General features: G+C 61.0%; 6 protein-coding genes, 1 tRNA gene and 3 pseudogenes. 5 read left to right on the top strand and 5 right to left on the bottom strand.

What is annotated here, in order from left to right; translation table 11 throughout:
* Window positions 1-30 precede the first annotated feature (30 nt).
* A pseudogene (locus tag N551_RS39295) lies at window positions 31-1,090 on the bottom strand (IS1182 family transposase); the annotation flags it as partial.
* 153 nt (window positions 1,091-1,243) lie between these two features.
* Window positions 1,244-1,696: a hypothetical protein gene (locus tag N551_RS35660; RefSeq protein WP_051462784.1), complete on the bottom strand. Its 453-nt coding sequence runs from the start codon at window positions 1,694-1,696 to the stop codon at window positions 1,244-1,246.
* 668 nt (window positions 1,697-2,364) lie between these two features.
* Between N551_RS35660 and N551_RS0116815 the strand changes: the two genes are divergently transcribed.
* Window positions 2,365-2,748 (top strand): hypothetical protein, encoded by a 384-nt coding sequence (locus tag N551_RS0116815; protein ID WP_245287791.1) that lies wholly within the window; start codon window positions 2,365-2,367, stop codon window positions 2,746-2,748.
* Window positions 2,749-3,295: 547 nt separating this feature from the next.
* On the opposite strand, the pseudogene N551_RS0116805 reads toward N551_RS0116815, so the two are convergent.
* A pseudogene (locus tag N551_RS0116805) lies at window positions 3,296-3,572 on the bottom strand (DapH/DapD/GlmU-related protein); the annotation flags it as partial.
* 249 nt (window positions 3,573-3,821) lie between these two features.
* Here N551_RS0116805 and N551_RS35655 point away from each other — a divergent pair.
* From N551_RS35655 to N551_RS0116795, 3 genes and pseudogenes are all read left to right on the top strand, one after another.
* Window positions 3,822-4,294, top strand: a pseudogene (locus N551_RS35655) (NYN domain-containing protein); the annotation flags it as partial.
* 560 nt (window positions 4,295-4,854) lie between these two features.
* Window positions 4,855-5,001 carry a hypothetical protein gene (locus tag N551_RS38015; RefSeq protein WP_155809749.1) on the top strand — a complete coding sequence of 49 codons (147 nt, stop codon included), beginning with the start codon at window positions 4,855-4,857 and terminating at the stop codon, window positions 4,999-5,001.
* 12 nt (window positions 5,002-5,013) lie between these two features.
* Window positions 5,014-5,089: transfer RNA gene (locus N551_RS0116795), tRNA-Thr, on the top strand.
* A gap of 299 nt (window positions 5,090-5,388) precedes the next feature.
* Here the strand turns inward: N551_RS0116795 and N551_RS35650 are convergent.
* Window positions 5,389-10,950 (bottom strand): MupA/Atu3671 family FMN-dependent luciferase-like monooxygenase, encoded by a 5,562-nt coding sequence (locus N551_RS35650; protein WP_051462782.1) that lies wholly within the window; start codon window positions 10,948-10,950, stop codon window positions 5,389-5,391.
* Between the two features lie 452 nt (window positions 10,951-11,402).
* Between N551_RS35650 and N551_RS35645 the strand changes: the two genes are divergently transcribed.
* Window positions 11,403-17,834, top strand: a complete 6,432-nt coding sequence (locus N551_RS35645; protein WP_081747854.1) for a type I polyketide synthase — start codon at window positions 11,403-11,405, stop codon at window positions 17,832-17,834.
* 26 nt (window positions 17,835-17,860) lie between these two features.
* Here the strand turns inward: N551_RS35645 and N551_RS35640 are convergent, their stop codons facing one another.
* On the bottom strand, window positions 17,861-18,931 hold the full coding sequence (locus N551_RS35640) for a hypothetical protein (protein ID WP_155809748.1): 1,071 nt from the start codon (window positions 18,929-18,931) through the stop codon (window positions 17,861-17,863).
* Window positions 18,932-18,936 lie beyond the last annotated feature (5 nt).

The raw sequence follows: 18,936 nt of genomic DNA, 5'->3' as shown, positions 1-18,936 counted from the left end.
TTGAGCATCTCCTCGAACGACAGTTCGTTTGAGTTGCTTACCGGCCGGGCAGCGATAAACATCCTCATCTGGCAGATAAGCAACGTCCTGTTTGCCGAAGCGCCCCGAAGCCTTCGCACCCGATGTCATCGGCTTAGGCAACGTCACCGTGATGCCAGATTGCTCGCACGCCAGGATTTCTTCGCCCTTGAAGTAGCCGCGATCGGCGACAACATCGAGCGTGTCGGCCTCAAGGATGGCTTTGGCCTGCTGTGCTATGTTTGCAAGTTGTGACCGGTCTGAGCCACTTGTTGTCACCTCGTGCGCGACGATCAGATGGTTTTCTGTATCGACCGCCGTCTGCACGTTGTAGCCGACGATGCCGGAACCACGGCCGCTCGTGGCCATCGAAGGGCTGTCAGGATCCGTGAACGATATCTGCTGATCGGGCGACGCCAGAACCTGTTTTTCAATAACTGCGAATTTCGCCATTTCAACGGTCAGATTTTCGAGCCGTTCTTTGATCCGCGTCTTTTTAATTCCAGCGTTTCCGACGACTCCTGCCGGTCGGCGGTATCGAGCTGAGCGAGCGCAACACTCTCTTCCAATTGCGTGCGCCGCCGCTCGACTTTGCCGCGCGTGAAGTTCTTGTCGCGATTATTGACAGCTTTGAATTTGCTGCCGTCGATGGCGACGCTGGCTGCCGCGAGCAACCCCATCTTGCGGCACACCTCGACGAAGCGCGCGCAGACTTTTTTGATGCCGGGACCATTGTCCTTGCGGAAATCGGCAATCGTTTTGTGATCGGGCGCAAGCCTGGCGAGCAGCCACATCACTTCGACGTTGCGGCCAGCTTCATGCTCAAGCCGGCGGCTCGAATGGACACGGTTGAGATAACCGTAAATGTAGAGCCCTAAGAGCGCGGCCGGATGATACGACAGCCTACCTGTGCCGGCAGGCTCAACGCCACCGAACCCAAGTTCAGCCAGATCGAGGGCTGCAACGAAGGCGTCGATCACGCGAACCGGATTGTCATCTGCAACCCAGTGTCCAGGCATTCCGGCAACAAAGTAGATTGCCCGCGATCAGCTCCTTGAACGAAACGAGCCATGCCAGCCCCCGCCGATTCAGTGCGGGAATCATAACAGGCACGGCGTTTTCACACAGCCAGGGTCACAAGCGGTCCTCCACCGGCTGCGAGTGGCAGGTCATCAATGAGCCAAACACAGACATGGCCAGAGGCGGATCGCACTTGGACCGCGGCTCAAGCCTTGCGCGCAATCAGTTCGCACGGAGCAATGATGCCCTTTGAGATACATGCAGTCATACTGCGTATTTGATCTTGCCGTCTCTCACCCATCGTGTGCAGACCCAGAGATGCAGCAACGCCGGCGGCGAGCGAGCGGGCTTTTTGGTCGGCAAAATAAGCAAGCGCGAAGTCCTTTCGGCTGCGTTCCGACAGGATTGCGAAGCCCGCTCGCTCCAACGCACGCTTGTAGCGCTCGAGAGAGCCTACGGCGCTCGACTCGCTTGTGGTGGCCCATGGCACAGGAAACAGCAACTCGCCTTCGGCTTTTCGCATGACGTCATAGATTGCGAAAAGCGCCCCTGGTTGCAAAACACGCGCTATTTCAAGACAGAGATTTTCCTTGTCTTCGATGTTCATGCCGACATGAAGCATGTAGGCCTTGCTGAAGGTCGAATCGTGAAACGGCATCGCAACGCAGCGTATGTGCATTTTCGATGACGACGGCCGCAGGCCCGCCCTCGGTGATGAAAGCTTTCTCGGCAAACCAAACAGAACATAGGCAAAATAGGCGCCAGCGAACCCGCGCCAAATCGACCCGGAAGAAAATCAATCTCGAATGCCATCAGCACGAGACCACTGGCCGCGAGCACCTCAATTGCGAGATCGACAATTTGCACCGCATTGATAGTTCCGGCGTCGGCGATACCATACCACGCTAGCAAGACAGCGAAGAATGCAAAAAGCTTCCAACCACGTTGACCTCCGAGTTTTGCTGCGCGACCTAAGGTAGAGATCATCAGTAAAACTATCGCTTCTGAGCATAGTTTGGCTTAGGTTGCGACGGTGGCTCAAAGCTTAAGGATCGTCGGCGAGCTAGCTGTCCGCTTCAGCGGGCCAGTTCGCACGACCCGCGTTAACCCTGTCGTTGATCTTCTCCCGTAGCTGTTCTCCCTCGTTCACCTCTGCCGCTAAACGGCCCTATTGGACGGTTGCAATCGTTCTCCATTCTGGAGCTCACCTTCAAGAGGATTTGAGCCAAGTTTCTCGTTCGGAGAGCGTGAAATCAGATGAGAGTGGCACTCTTACTCGTTGGCCTCGGTACCCTCGCCGCGATGGAGCTCGAAGGAGCGCCACGCATGAAGGAGCCTGTGAAGGTGACGCCTGTTCAGGAAACGACCGGCATGCGCCCCTCTCGCGATACACTGATGAAGGCTGACCGGCTCGAAATTCCGCAATTCAAGGCGCGGCCGCAGCCGCTTTCCTCGAGCGAACTGGTGCATCCACCGGACCACATCGCGTTCATCGCGCAAGCACCTTCGAAGATCATCGAGCAGCAGAAGCTCAGCGCAAACACAAAATCAGCGATCATGCTCCCCAGACCTCGGCCCCGGTACGGAACTTCCAAGGCAATCATTGGCGCCAGTCGCGCAAAACCTGTCGCTGAGGCCAAGCCGTGCCCGTCAGTTGCCTTCGATGGCCTTTTCAAAGCATTGAACCTGCAGATGCGATGTCAGACCTAGCACAATGATTGCTTTGCGTCGGAGCCGACGGCAACCCGCGGCTCCCGCGCATGTGTCAGAGCAAACACGCCGGCCCGAGGCAGTCCGACCGCCGGCCTGTGAATACGCCGCGTTGGCTGCCTGTACGCATGTTCAAGTTGACCGATGTGCGGCAGATCACGCCTGACATCTGGGTGCATCCGACCAAGGAGCGCCAAATCGCTACCATGATAAGTGCGCCATTGAATTGAGGACTGCTACGCCGATGTTTTCGCGATCCGCGGCTCGCTTGAGCCGATCAGGCGGCTTGTCACTGGTGGCGCTTCTTCGCACCTGCCTCTTAGATGATATGGCTGGCATCCGGCTCTTCAATTCCCCCGTTTATGTCCGGCGACTGTTGCAGGCGCACGGCTCACCGGCCCCACTCGCTCCAAGCCCGGTCCGGGTGGTTCTCGCAGACAAAATCTAAGCCGAAGCAGATGGGACAGTTGGGACCAATTATGACAAAAAAGCGCGCGGGCCTTGCTCCAAAGATCGCAAGCATACCGCGCGCCTCGGTTAGCGGCGCTCATTTCGCCGGCTTCTTGCCACCCGCCTTCATCTCGCGATAGCGGGCAGCGCCACTTTCGCGGATGGTCTGCGGGCTACTCCAACGCCATGGCGTCATCAGGCACGTCGCGGGTGATCACCGAGCCCAAGCCGATATAGGCGCCGCTGCCGATTGTTACAGGTGCGACCAGCGAGGAATTGGTGCCGAAGAAGGCGCCCTGCCCGATGATCGTCTTGTGCTTCTTGAAGGCGTCGTAGTTGCAGGTAATGGTGCCGGCGCCGATGTTGGATTCAGCGGCCGGCGCGTCCCTGAGCAGATAGGCCTCTCGAAGCTTGAAAGGGAGATGCCATCGGATCTGCAAACCGGTGCCGTCAGGGCCGAGGGCTCAAGCGAGCACTGGCACATAATCCAAGCCGGTATCGCCGCGCGTGGACCGGGTGAGAGATGGCCATCGCCGCAAGCCCGCTTCAGCAGCCAAAAGCATGACGCCCGCTGGATGACACCTCGTCATGAGACTAACGGCGCATGGGCGATCCACATCAGCTCCATCATCGAGGATCAGGAATACTCCTCGATCCGCCCGCTGATCGACTGGCTGAACTACAACGGCTACACCGTCGTCACCAAGGCGTCCAAGGCGTCCATCGACGCCTCCGGCCGCCGCAAGGTCAAGGGCAACATGGACATCGAGCTTGCCGTGGATGCCATGGAACTCCCGAGCACATCGATCGGATGGTGCTGTTCTCGGGCGACGGCGACTTCCGTTCCCTGGTCGAGGCCGTCCAGCGCCGCGGCGTGCGGGTCACCGCGATCTCCACCATCGCCAGCCAGCCGTCGATGATCGCCGACGAGCTGCGCCGCCAGGCCGACGTCTTCACCGATCTCGTCGAGCTCCGGTCCAAGCTCGGCCGCGACCCTTCCGAACGCCCCACCCCGCGTGATCGCGGCGAGCGCGAGCGGCGCGGTCATCTGCAAAGATTCTCACCGGAACCAAAGAGAAATGATCCTCGAGAGTAACCTGTAGCAACTGGATTGCATCCGAGATCGTCGCTGTATTTCTAAGCGCTACGCAAGGTCCGCCGCCATAGGATCAAAACGGTCGTTTACCACCTCAACCTCCCGGCATTGTACGTGATCCGTTGAGAGCCTGATCTGATTCTACCCCCGTCAGGATGCGATAGATTACGGATCTGTGCGCCTTGAGAGAGGCAACGATGGTGGGCAATTCCTCGCGGCCGCAGGACTCGCACATTGGAACGACGAAGAGCTGACTCAATCTCAGTTACCGCAACCTCAACGCGCAGTCTCCGCAACTCCTTCATTGCCGCGCTGATTTCTTCCTCCGACAAGCGCGGTGAAGTGAGGCGACGAACATAGCCGTACCCCAAGGTAGTCCTCTTCAAAGCTCGACGGAACGCGCTGCCTTGAGATGCGAGAGGGATAGCGCTGTTAACCTTGCCGAGTTAGGATAATCCAACGGCTATATTGCTTCCGCCGGTTCGTTCTTGCACAGTAGAGATAGGGGCCGGCACAGCCCTTCGATTGCGATCTATTTTTTTATTGCTGGGAGAATATCAATGAGCGCTTCAGCTCAGACGCCAAATGATTGCCAGTTGAACTCTATTGAGGCGATTGAAGAACGCTTGGCGATGATTGCCAATATGCAGCGACGTCTCAAAAGTGCACTCGCTCGGACTGAGCCTGGACGCGAGCAGTTGCAGTGAAGATATTCTAAAGCCGGTTTAGCTCAGTGGTAGAGCGCCGTCCCTGTATGGCGGAGGTCGGAGGTTCGATTCCTCTCAATCGGCACCACCATTTCCCCAACGCTCGCACGCGTTGATTGCGTTCGTCGTTTCTCGGCATTCTTGCTCCCATGAATCCAGGGAAGATGAGCGACGTTAGCGTTTTGCGCCTTCACCAAAACATCGGACAGCAATACTAAGAATCTACGGGACGTCGCCGCAATGCTGCGAGCTCTCGTCCGCTACCTTCGCAAATGCTTAAGCGAACGAAGTGGCTTTGCCGATTATGCACCGAGCCGTTCCACAGCTCGGTTGGATTCTGGTCAGCTTTCGTCTCCGCTGCTTCGGATGATGCGCCTTAGCGGTCTCCTAATTTCTATTGGTCTTGGAGCCGCTCCGTATCTCGCGTCTGCGCTGCATCATGTCCCTGCGAAGCTGCCCACGGTTATGTTCCGGAGGCGCTGCAGTGTTGCCGCGAGTGGTGCCGGAATTCGCGATTGCGCCGGCCAAGCTGCTTAGCGTTGGATACTGGAACACACGGACGACGGACATCTGCAGTCCCAGTTCCGCGCGGATCTTCTCCACCACGCGGACCATCATGAGCGAATTGGCGCCCAACTCGAAGAAATTATCGTCAATCCCGATCTCGTTCACGCCCAACAGCTCCTGGAAGATGGCTGCAAGCTTGCGCTCTACCTCGGTCGCTGGCGGATTAAATCGCGTCGTGGTCTCGCGACGTGCACCATCGGGTGCAGGTAACGCCTGGCGGTCCAGCTTGCCGTTGGGGGTCAGCGGCAGCGCTTCCAGCGGCACGAACGCCGTGGGAATCATGTACTCCGGCAATGCGCTGCGCAAATGCTGTCGAAGGTCGGGCAAGCGATTGCCTCCAGAAGCGCCCCGGAGCGCCGGCCGATTTGCGTACGCGGACACGTCAACGTCGGCAGGAGCTTTGTCCGTTACCGCAATGCCCGCCATCGCCCCGACTGCCTCCATCCGTTGCGAGGGCCTAAAAACGGCATCGAAACATCCCGGCCCCGCGGCGGACCATTCGATGGCCACCTCATAGCTTTTATCGAGCATGCGCACGTCCTCGGGATCGACTCCCGATGTTGGACCCACGGCGATCTCACCCAGGCGAATGGTGGGAGAGCGCAACTGCACAGCGCGCAGCGCCGCCAGGGGCGCCGCGACCCGCGCGTTGGGGATGCCGGTGATACGCAGTGAGGTCGTCCGGGACCGTACCATTGTCCTCAAGCTCTCCAGCGTGCAAGGCTCGGGAGCTTTCTCGATGTCCGCGACTATCGACCGCCGCGGGGATCCGCCGCGCTTGCTGATCACCACGTCATAGCGGAAGCGAGTCATCTCGCTCGGCTCGCGGCCGAGTTTGAGTTCGACCTGTACTTCCTCGATATCAGCAAGCCGCAGTGGAAGAGATAAGAACAGATGCGGATCCAGCACCAGTTCCGGCTCCTCTTCGAGCCGCTTCCGCAGCCGGGCCTGAAGTTCGCCTGCCGGAACGTCGGACGCGGCCTTCTGCAATTCGATCTCGCAGAGCATTACCTCCAGCAGCGCGCGATGACGCACATCGCCGACAAAGATTGCGCCGCCTGGAGCCAGCTTCTCGAGGGCGGCCGCCAGCACGTCCATGAGATACGCCACGCTCGGGAAATATTGGGCGACTGAATTGATGACGATCGTGTCGAAGGGACCGCCCTCGACGGCAGCCAGCGCGTCGGCGGCGCGTTGCTCCAAGACTACGCCGGCAAGACCTCGCCGCGTGGCCTCGGCCTTCACTCGCGCCAGGGCTGCCTCGGATAGGTCGATGCCATGATAGAGTTCGCAGTTCGGCGCGACGCGGAAGAGGATCATGCCGGTTCCACAGCCGACTTCCAGCACCCTGCGGGGCAGCAGTTGCTGGATCCGCTCTGTCGTACACGCGATCCACTCGCGCATCTGTGCTTCAGGGATGGAATCGCCGGTATAACTGCTCCTCCACCCGGCGGTCTCGGAGTCGCCGCCATGCTGATAGGTCTCGTCCCAAATTGCCCCCCAGTGATCAATCGTTGGAGCGCTGCCACGATTGGGCGAGACGATGTAAGCGACGAGCTGCTGCACACCTGTCGCGTCCGGTCTGGCCACGACCGCACTCTGCTGCACCGAGGGATGGCGGTTCAATGCAGCCTCGATCTCGCCCGGCTCGATCCGGTGACCCCGGATCTTGACCTGATGGTCGAGACGTCCGAGGTGTGCAAGCGTTCCGTCGGGCAGCCACATTCCGAGATCGCCGGTTCGGTAGAGACGAGCTCCGGAATCGCCAAAGGGATCAGGGACGAAGCGTTCTTCGGTCAGCTCCGGTTGTTCCAGATAGCCCCGCGCCAAGCCGGCGCCTCCAATCAGGATTTCACCGGGGACGCCAACTGGCAGCGGTCGCAGAGCTCGATCGACGACGTGAACCTTGGTATTCGCAATTGGGCTTCCGATCGTGATCGCGTCATCTGCGCCCCCTACGGCACTGGTGGTTGACCAGATGCATGTCTCCGTGGGGCCGTACATATTGCGGATTTCACCCTGATAGCGTCGCCGCAATCGCTCAACCAATGTCTGCGGCAGGGGCTCGCCGCCCAGAAGCAGCATGCGCAGCGAGCCTAACGCATCGAGCGAGGCATCGTCGGACACCAGCATGCCCAACAGCGACGGGGTGGCCTGGAGATGAGAAATACTGTGGCGGCGGATCTGCGAAGCGACATCCTGATCGGGCTCGGTGGAGACCGGAGCAAGGGATGGATTGGCCAAGCGGCGCAATTCGTCCAGATAGGGAAGACTGGCCAACACATCGTCGGCCGAAACGCCGAAATCGATCAGGCAGGCGATCTCGTCGACACCGGACTGCTTCAGCTTATCGATCGCCGCCAGGCACGAGCTCGGTGATCCAAACAGGCCCGCGGTCGTGAAGTATCGCTCGAACGCGTGCTCCATAATGACGTCGAGTTCCTCGGCGTCCAGATTCGTGAGGCTCATCTGCGGCGCGGCCGATGCTTGCCGTTCATCGCCCTTGGCGAATGCGGTCATCTCCCATCGCATCTTGGAGATGAGGTCGGTCGAAGTCTTGAGGTATTCCAGGAACGGTCCTCGCACCTTGCTGCGGACTTCTGCCGCGTCGGGGCCCACGAAGGTGTGCAGCATGAGGGTGACCGCCCCTGTCCCGTCGTGGCCGGCGTCGGTCCAGGCCTTGCGATAGACCGCGATATTCGCGACGAGCTCCTCGGGCTTCATCACCAGCAGGTTTGTTAGCACGTTGGCGCCTAGCCGTCCGGCCAGCGCGAAAGTGTCCGGATGCGAGCTTGCGGTCACCCACAATTTGGGCTCACGCTGCACCGGGGCTGGAAACGTCTTTATCTCTACTGGCTGGCCATCGCCGCCAATGGCCTTGATCGCCTCACCGCGCCAAAGCGCCTTCACGGTCTCGATGCCACTCGCCATCAGGTCGCGGCGGTTCTTGTAGTTCTCCGGCTGCAGTACGAAGTCGCGGGCGTGCCATCCGGAAGCGAAGCTCAGTCCGACGCGACCGTTGGAGAGGTTGTCGACGACCGACCATTCCTCCGCGACGCGTATAGGGTTGTGCAGCGGTAGCACCACGCTTCCGGCCCGGATCCCGATGCGCCGGGTAACGGCTGCGACTGCTGCGCCGGTCAGCGCCGCATTTGGATACAGGCCGCCGAAGGGATGGAAGTGCCGCTCGGGCGTCCACACGGCAGAAAAACCGTGATCATCGGCATATTTAGCGCCCTCCAGCAGCAGCCGGTATTTGCCGCCGGCCCCCTCGGCCGCATCAGCGGCGAAGTAGAACAGGCTGAAATCGATCGGCCTGTTGGTACGCGCGTCGGCGCGCGCGAGCCGTTCGGTTTCATGCTGGATGACCACCGTAAAGCCGCGCGCCAGCGTCCAGAACAGCTCCAATACCGAAATGTCGAACGAGATGCTGGTCGTCGCGAGCCACACGCCCGGCTCCGTCCCCAACGCCTGGTCCATGGCTTCGAAGAAGTTGGTGACGTTGCGGTGCTCGAGCATCACCCCCTTCGGACGTCCGGTGGAACCCGACGTGAAGATGACATAGGCGAGATTTTCGCCCGACATCGCCACGTATGGTCGACCCGCTTCGCTGGCCTCTCCGCCCGCATCAATGCACAGCGCGCGGGTTTGAGGCGGCAGCGCGCCCGCCAGGTCCGTGGTGGTTACCACCACGCCGGCTCGAGAGTCCTCGAGCATGAGCGCGATCCGCTCAGCAGGGTAAGAAGGATCCATCGGCACATAGGCTGCACCGGCCTTGAGAATGCCAAGCAAACCGATCATCATTTCGGCTGACCGCTCGACATGGATGCCGACCATCTGGTCCGGCATCGCACCGCCGGCGATCAGCGCCCGGGCGACGTGGTTGGCACGCCGATCGAGTTCGCGGTAAGTGAGCGAGCGAGACCCGTCAACCAGCGCCACCTTGTCAGGTGTGCGATCGACCTGCGCTTCGAAGGCCTCATGCACACAGTGCGGCCCCGGCAGCGGTCTGTCGGTATCGTTCCAGATCTGGAGTATCGAACCGGCGTCCTGCGATGGCAGGCTTGGTAGATCGCCGAGCTTGGCCTCCGGCTGGTCGGCAATCGCGACAAGGATCGCCTGCAACAGATCGGCGATGCGCTCGACGGAGGCCGGCGCAAAACAGCTCGTGTCGAATGACAATTTGAAGGTCAATCGAGGGCCGTCATAGGCCATCACGTTGAACGGAAAATTGGTCTGGTCGTGCAGTGTGAAGTCGCGCCGCTGCCATTCCTGACCGAATGACTTGAAGCGCGCATCGTCGGTTTGCGAATTGAAGACGATGATCGAATCAAAAAGCGATTGTCCGCGAGGCACCTCGCTGAAGCGAAGAATATTGACGAGCTGCGTGTGTTCGTAACCGCGCAACTCGAGACGCTGTTCGCGCAGTTGGCGGCATAATTCCAGCACCGGCAACTCGGAGGGTAGTTTGACCCTGACCGGAACGGTATTGATGAACAGCCCGATAACACGATTTGCGCCCTCGATCGACGACCGCCGGCCGGCCCTGGTCAGTCCATAGACGACATCATCTTGGGCCGAAAACGCCGAAAGCACGAGCGACCAGGCGACTTCGACGAGAGCAGACGTCTGCAATGAGGCCCGCGCGGAGAGATCATGCAGTTTCTCAGTGTCGGCCAGCGATAGCGCAAATTCCAGGGTGGCATGACCGGCGGCGGGGGGCGCGTCGGAAGCGGCAATCCGTAGCGTTTCGAGATTGGTCGGAGTGCGAAAGCCGGCCAGGAGGTTTCGCCAATACCCTTCAGCGGCCACTGCATTCGCTTCCAGGTGCCGCTGGAGCCAGGCGATGTGCTCGCGATAGGACGGACGTTCCTCAAACAACGGCTGCGCGCCGTGCACCAGCGCTGCGTAAACGTCGAACACCTCCTTCACGACGAAGGCGTAGCAGGAGTCCAAGATCGCGTGCGAGTAGGTGAAGACGAGTCGAAGGCGATCGGAGGCGAGATGCAGCACCGTCACACGCCAGAGCGGCTCAACTTCGAGGGCGAAGGCACGCAATCTATCCTCGGCCAGGAAAATGCGCAGCGCCTCCTCCTGCTGCTCGGCCACTATCCCCGACAAGTCGCGCGCCTCAAAAGGCACCGCAATTTCGCTTACGACTTCCTGCAGCGGAACTTCCAGGCCTTGCCACCGGAAACGAGTACGCAGGATCGGGTGTTGTTTCGCCACCATGGCCCAGGCATCGGCGAGGACATTGGTGTCGATCGGCTCGTTGAGCCATATCTCGAGCTGTTCGACATCCACGCCCGGGGTCCGTGCCTCGAGATGGTGAAACAGCATACCCTGCTGGAGTGGCGAGAGCGGATAACTGTCCTGCAGCATAGCACTCCCAAAAAGTCAGCGCTGGATCCGCGAATATGAGCGGGCTCCAATCCCAGCGAAGTATATTAATTTCAAAAATCGATTTTAAATCGGACGCAACACATCTGTTACAGTCAACACGGCCGGAAGCAATCAAAAAAAACTTGATCTGCATCTGGTTTTCACGCCGAGGCAGAATAGTTTGAGTTTACCTTATTGCCTTTACCTTATTGCCTTTACCTTATTGCCAATGTTTGCAAAAATAGCTAGGTATCTGATCGCGTCCCGTGGACGAAGAACGACAAATGCATAACAATTGCAGCCCAGCACATTAGTGGAACCCTGATCGAGCTATTTCTTATCCGGCTCGCCGGCGTCGCGGGGCACATCGCCCAATTAAACAGCATTCGTATTTCGACCTTCAAATCATTCAGCGCTCGGCCGCTGATCTAGGCCTCCTCGGAGCGAGCCCAGTGCATGACCAAGTGACGTCGATTGGCGCCACAAGCGGCAGCGAAACGCCTTCCATCGCAGTCATCGGCATGGCCGGACGTTTCCCCGGCGCATCGAGCGTGGCAAAGTTCTGGGAGAATATCCGCGAGAGCCGTGAAACCGTCCGCGTCTTCACCGAGCAAGAGTTGCTTGCTGTTGGCGAACGCCCAGAAGTGTTGCGCGACCCGTCCTATGTGAAGGCGTGTGGCTACCTAGACGGCATTGATCAATTCGATGCTGCATTTTTCGGCATCTCCCCCCGCGACGCCGCCGTGTTCGACCCGCAGCACCGCCTGTTTCTCGAATGCTCATCGGAGGCTTTCGAGGATGCAGGCTATGTCGGCGCGAAGGTCGACGGCCCGGTCGCCGTCTTTGCAGCGTCAGGCGCGAGCGAATACTTCACCTACAACCTCGCGACCAATGAAGAAGTCCTGCGCTCGATTGGCGCCTGGCTACTGCGTCATACCGGTAACGATCCGAACTTCCTCGCAACGCGCGTATCCTACGAGCTTGACCTCGTCGGCCCGAGCATGAATGTGCAGACGGCCTGCTCGTCTTCGCTCGTTGCGGTTCATCTCGCCTGCCAGAGTCTGCTCAATGGCGAGTGCGACATGGCGCTGGCCGGCGCCTCAACTATTTACCCCGAGCAGCGAGGCTATCTGTACCGGCCGGGAGAAATCCTGTCTCCCGACGGGCACTGTCGTCCATTCGATGCCCAGGCCGGCGGAACGGTGATGGCATCCGCCGTCGGTTGTGTTGTTCTCAAACGGCTCTCGGACGCCCTGCGCGACGGCGACTGCATCCGTGCAGTGATCCGCGGCTCGGCCATCAACAACGATGGCTCCGACAAGGTGGGGTACCTCGCGCCTAGTATCAGTGGGCAGGCTCGGGTCATTTCCGAGGCACTGGACCTGGCCGGCGTCGCGCCCGAAGAGGTGTCCTATATCGAAGCGCACGGCACCGGCACGCTGATCGGCGACCCCATCGAAATCGCGGCGCTAGTCGAGGCCTTCGGGCCCGACGTTCAACACCAGTCGTGCGCGATCGGTTCGGTAAAATCGAACATCGGCCACGCCGGCGAGGCCGCGGGCATGTGCAGCCTGATCAAGACCATTTGCGCGCTCGAGCACCGCGAGTTGCCGGCGACGCTGCACTATCAAACGCCAAATCCGCAGGCCGACTTTTCCGCCTCGCCATTCTTCGTCAACGCCAGCCTGCGGCCGTGGCCGGTGGCCTCTAGCAAGACGCGGATCGCGGGTGTCACGAGCCTCGGCGCCGGCGGCACCAACGCCCACCTGATCCTGGAAGAAGCCCCGCGCCGGGTTTTGCAGACGCGTCAGGAGACAGAACCGCAATTGCTTCTGCTGTCGTCACGAACCAGCGCTGCGCTAGAGGTGGCGACACGGAATCTGGCCGACCATCTACGGACGAATCCGAGACAGCCGCTCGATGAGGTTGCATTCACACTGATGGCCGGTCGCGAGGCCTTTGAGGTTCGCCGCTCCTTGGTGGCGAGCGATGCAGCATCGGCAGCGGCCCAATTGGAAACCCGCGATCCGCGGCGCATCCTCACGGGCACGGCCATGCGCGAGCGTACATCCACAGTATTCCTCTTCCCCGGCGGTGGAGCGCAATACGCCGGCATGAGCGCGGAGCTCTATGAGAAGGAGCCGGTTTTCCGCGAGGCATTGGACGCCTGCATCGCCGTCGTCCAGCCCCGAATCCCGCTCGATCTGCGCAGATTGATGTTCCCATCGCCCGATGCAGTGACCGAGGCGCACAGGCAGCTCGAGGCCCCCTCCTTGGCGCTTCCTGCACTGTTCGCAGTCGAGTACGCCTTGGCGATGCTGCTGCGATCGTGGGGGCTAGTCCCCGACGCGTTGATCGGGCACAGCGCCGGCGAGTACGCCGCCGCCTGCGTGTCGGGCGTTCTCTCGATGCCGGATGCGATGTCGCTGGTTGCGTTGCGCGGCAAGTTGTTCGAAACGCTCCCCCGCGGCGCCATGCTGTCGGTCGCGTTATCCGAGGAGCAGATGCAGCCGCGACTTGGAAGCGAGCTCTCGCTTGCCGCCGTGAACGGACCTTCGCTTTGCGTCGCATCAGGCCCTGTCGACGCAATCGAGCGGCTCGAAGCCGAGCTCGCTGCGGAGCAGATCGACCACACTCGCATTCACATCAATGTCGCCGCGCATTCGTCGATGCTTGAGCCCATCCTGCGGGAATTCGAGCGATTCTGCCGACCCATTCGGTTTCAGAAGCCAACGATCCCCTTCGTATCCAACCTGACCGGAACCTGGATCACCGACCCCGAAGCGATGGACCCGGCCTACTGGGTCCGTCATCTTCGAAATACCGTGCGGTTCGACCAAGGCGCCCGGACCGTACTGGAGAGTGGTCGCCGAGCGCTGCTGGAAGTCGGACCTGGCCGTACGCTCGCAAGCCTCTACAGGCAGCAACCCGGCAAAGCCGCCGTGGTGACCACCTCGCTGCGTCATCCCAGCGAAGCGGCGTCTGACGTCGTCTTCCTAAAGGAGGCGGTAGGCCGACTTTGGGTCGCTGGCATCGAGCTGGATCCCTCCAGCTTCTTCGCGCAGAACTCACAACGCCGCGTGCCGCTGCCAACCTATCCCTTCGAAAGGCAACGATACTGGATCGACAAGGGCGTGCAGGCCACGACCACCACCTCGCTGACACGGCAGCCTGATCTAGGTCGATGGTTCTCGGCTCCCGCGTTCGTGCGCGCGGCGCCCTCTGGACAGCTTTCTGAAGAAGAGCTTCGCAAGCCGTGGCTGGTTATCGCCGACGCTTCACCGCTGGCCGCCGCAATCGTCAAACGCCTACGCGCGACCGGCGCACGGATTGCCACGGTCACGGCTGCGCCCCAGTTTGCAGAGCGCGGTGCGCTGAACTTCACGATCGATCCGACCCGCGCCGCGGATTATTCCAGGCTAATGGAGGGGCTGCGAAGGCAGGACGCCCTGCCGGCACATATCATCCACCTCTGGGCGCTCGCTCCGAGGCCGAGGCGGTTCTTCGGCTCGTCCGATGACGCCGACCTTGCTGCCTGGGACGTCGGTGCGGTTCAGAATTTCTACAGTTTGCTGTTTCTGGCGCAGGCCTTGACATTCGAGGTCGATCAGGTTCGGCTGACCGCGATCGGCACCGCGATCGAGGCGCTTCCCGGCGAGAGCGAGCTACACCCCGAGAAGTCCGCCTTGATGGGCGTCTGCCGCGTGTTGCCGCGCGAGATGCCCGGCACGTCATGCTCGGTCCTCGACGTGGTCGTGCCGACAGCCAAATCCGCCGCGGAAGCGCTCCTGGCAGATCGCCTGCTCGGCGAGCTCTGCAGCAGCAAGCGCGATCCGCTTGTGGTCCTGCGCGAGGGCGGGCGATGGGTGCAGCGTTTCGATCCGCTGGCGCTGGATCCCGCGCCACAGATGCGCTCCTGGCTGCAGCCCGGCGGGGTTTACCTCGTCACTGGCGGACTGGGCGGCATCGGTCTCGAACTGATGCAGCATCTGGCACTGCACGCCAAGGCCCGTCTCGTGTGCGTTGGCAGGTCGGCGATGCCCCAGGAATCGACATGGGATCGCTGGCTCCAGGACCACGGCGCAGACGACAGCACGTCGCGGAAAATCGAGAAGGTTCGGGCGTTGCGGGCACTTGGTGCCGAAGTGATGCTGGCTGCTGCCGACGTCACCGACCGCGACGCCGTGGCTGATGTGGTAGCCGAGGCAACGCGACGCTTCGGCCGCATCAACGGTGTCTTCCATTGTGCCGGCGTGCTCAAAGATCAGTTGATCGCACTTCGCGCACCCGAGACTCAATCGGCGGTGCTCTCGGTCAAGGCCAAGGGTACCCTGGTTCTGCAATCGCTGTTCCGCGACGGCGAACTGGATATCCTGGTCAATTTCTCTTCGGTCAGCTCGATCCTCGGACTGGCCGGACAGGTCGACTATACTGCCGCCAATGCCGTTCTGGACGCAGTTGCCAAGGCCCGCACGGCGCGGGGCAGTCGGACCCGCACCGTCAGCATCAATTGGAATGCCTGGAAAGAGGTGGGCATGCTCGCGACCTTGGTCCGTGAGCATCAGCGCACGACCGCTGGCGAAATCCCCGGCGCGAGCTCCCTTCTTGGCGACTGCGTGCATGACGATATCAAGCAGACAGTGTTTCGTTCCGTGCTGCATCCCAGAACACATTGGCCGTTGGGCGAACATGTCGTCAGGAATGGCCAAGCGGTCATTCCTGGCACGGGCTTCCTGGAACTTGCTCGCGCAGCTCTTGCGTACCGGCCCGAAAATCGGGCGGTCGAAATTCGCGATCTCACCTTTCTCCAGCCTTTAGCCGTCGGTCACGACGAGGCGCGCGCGATCAACATCAAACTAAATCGCGAAAGTGACCATGGTCTCGCGATCTACGGTGAGTCCGACGATCAGCTCTATGCCACGGCGCGTATCGCCTATGTCGATTCGCCAGCAGTTCCAGGGCAATCCGTGTCAGCCATTCGCGGACGCTGCCGCGAACGTGGCGAGGTGGTCAACAACCGGCTGGTCCAGAACTTCATGGATTTTGGCCCGCGTTGGGCCAATCTCCGGGCGATCAATCTCGGCGAGGGCGAAGCGCTCATCGATCTCGCGTTGCCGGCTGCCCTCGCCTCCGATCTCGCGACCTATGCGCTGCATCCGGCGCTGCTCGACATGGCGACGGGTGCGGCCCAACAGCTAATCCCGGGGTTTGCAGGCCAAGACGATTTCTACGTTCCATTCTCTTATGGCCATGTGCTGGTGCGGCGACCGGTGCCAGCAACGTTCTCCAGCCATGTGCGTTTGCGCGCCGCGGACGACAAAAGCGCAATATTCGATGTCACCCTGCTCGACGAAGACGGCGACGAATTGGTCTCGATCGAACGGTTCATGATGCGCCGGGTCGACGCGTTTGCTGCCAACCCGGCTTCTCCCAGACTGCCGCGGCCGGATGGTCGCGAGACCGCCGAGGAAAGCTTTCTGCGCGAGGGCATGACCACTGCGGAAGGCCTCGAAGCGCTGGACCGTATTATGGCCTGCGATGTCTCGCCGCAAATTGTGGCTTCCACTCTCGACCTTAGCCTCTGGCTGGACCGTCTAAACCAAGGCAGCCGCGGCACACCTGCGGAGGAGGTCAATTGGTCGATTGGAACACCGGGCCTCGTGCGGCCTGGCGGCGATGCCGGCTTCAGAGCGCCCCGGGATGCAATCGAGCGCGACCTCGCGGCCATCTGGCAGGACATGCTCGGCATTCAGAAGGTCTCGATCGACGATGACTTCTTCGAACTGGGCGGGCAGTCGCTGATCGCGATGCGCCTCTTCAATCGGATTCGCAAGGAGCATGGAGTCGAACTGCCGCTCTCCGTGCTCTTCCAGGCGCCCACCATTGCTGCCACCGCGGCGCTGTTGCGAGAAGCCAAGGGCCTCACCGAGATCGATCTATCGACAGATCTCGTCGGGGAGCTCCCGCAATTGAAAGCCCAAGACTTGCCATCGTCTCAAGGCGTGTCGCGGGCTATTGATCATGTGGCTAGCGCGAAGCTTCCGGCGAAGCCTCGATCATTGGTTGAGATCGCGCGCGGCGGCGATCGGCCGCCATTGTTTTGCGTTCATGGCGCCGGGGGTAACGTCCTCAACTTTCGCGACCTCTCCTGGGGACTGCACCATGACCAGCCGTTCTTCGCACTGCAGGCCCGCGGTGTCGATGGCAAGAGCAGCCCGCATACCTCGATCGAGGAGATGGCTCGAGCCTATATTGCGGAGATCCGCGCGTTTCGTCCGCACGGTCCCTATTTGCTGGCCGGCTACTCGGGTGGCGGTGTCGTGGCTTTCGAGATGACGCAACAACTGGCTGCCTTGGGTGAAGAGGTCCCACTCCTCGTTTTGTTTGACACGTTTCACCCTCAGATGCCGATCCGCACGGTTTCTCTGGACCGGATGCTCCTCCGTTTGCGCGAGGAAGGCCTCGGCTACATCAAAGAGATTGTCGGCAAACGACGCGAGCGAGCCCATATGGCGCGCGAGCAATCGCAAATCAGGAGGCATGTCCGCGCAAACGAACCCGTGCCGCACGCGCTGCGGGATCGCCAGCTCACCGACAATTTCGGCCAGGCCGCCGCGCGCTACATGCCCCGGCCGTGGCACGGAAAGGCGATCCTCTTCCGGGCCGAGAGCGTCCCTTATATCTACGGCGGCGGAGGGCCCTACTACGGGTGGGAGAGCGTGATCACAGGCGGATTGAAGATGGTCATGATCCCCGGCAATCATGACACACTGTTGCTTGGAGCCAACGCGAAGGTCTTGCTGGGCCCCTTGAACGCGGCACTCGACGAGGCGAACTCGCGGAAACCTTATCAGGCTGTAGAGAGTGGGCGCGCGGGGCTCTGATCCGCTGCCGGCCCGGGCCCAACCCTTCATTTTTTATCGGGCGAAGCGAACGGGTTTTCACAATCAAGCGCATTGGCGTAGTCGCGCCGGCAGGAATGAGTTTTGACCAGGCGCTTGAGCGTGGCAAGAACCGGCGTACCTTTGCCGTGGCGAAAAGCTGCATAAGCCGGACAGACGTCCTTTTGCATCAGGGCCCGGCAAGCTGCCATATCTCGGCCCGCGACCGCACTCGCCAGCTGGCCGTAAGAGACGGCAAATTGCCATGCCAACGCTTGCAGGTGCCGCCCTGTCTCCGGCGACAATGTTGCCGGGATCACCGCGCCATCAGGACTGCCGCCGAACAGGATCGCATAGTTCACCAGGGCAATGAAGTAGCGCCCCAAATCGCTCATGTGCACATTGTCGGAGAACAGCAATTGAACACGCGCGGCCGGCGAAATGCCGCCAACACCTGGCACGTTGCCCTCCCACAGCGCGGCAACCAGCTCGGCGAGCGCGCTGCCGCCGGGCAGCACGCGAACGCGCGGCACATCGCCGCGCGGCGGCAGGTGGAGGTTCGCACGGCTGGCGATGCATTCCCACATCGGCGCGACCGCTCGCTCGTAGTCGATCCAGAGCCGCGGCGCCTCCGGATTTATGGGAAGCCAGGAATGATAAAGGAACACCTCGGCGTCGGGATGGCCTGCCAAAAGGTGTTTCGCCATGTGGGTCAAATAGAAAGCGGTGCGTTCCTTGCGCGCGATGGCCGGCAGGTCGTGACGCTCGGCGACGATGAGGACATCGTAGGTGTCGCCGGGTGCCAGGCGCCGGGGTTGGCGCAACTCCTCGGCGACATCCAAGCCGGTACCTTCGCGGTTTTGACCGGAACGATAACCCGGCCAGTCGGACGCCGAAGGCAGGTCGCCTCTTGTCCGCTGGCGCAGCAGCGAATAACCCAGGATCTGCGTTTCAAAATCCAGTTGGTGGCCCAATGAGCCCGCAATCTGCGCGACGACCTCTGGAACCCCCTCGACCAGACTGTGGCCTGAGTAGAAGGCGCGGACGTGATCCTTGCGTGGCCATGACGATACGCCGGCTAGGTCAGTTAGCTCGCACACTGCTC

This window comes from Bradyrhizobium sp. URHA0013, from assembly GCF_000518345.1.
Classification (GTDB): Bacteria; Pseudomonadota; Alphaproteobacteria; order Rhizobiales; family Xanthobacteraceae; genus Bradyrhizobium.
This window is presented reverse-complemented; position numbering and strand designations above follow the sequence as displayed.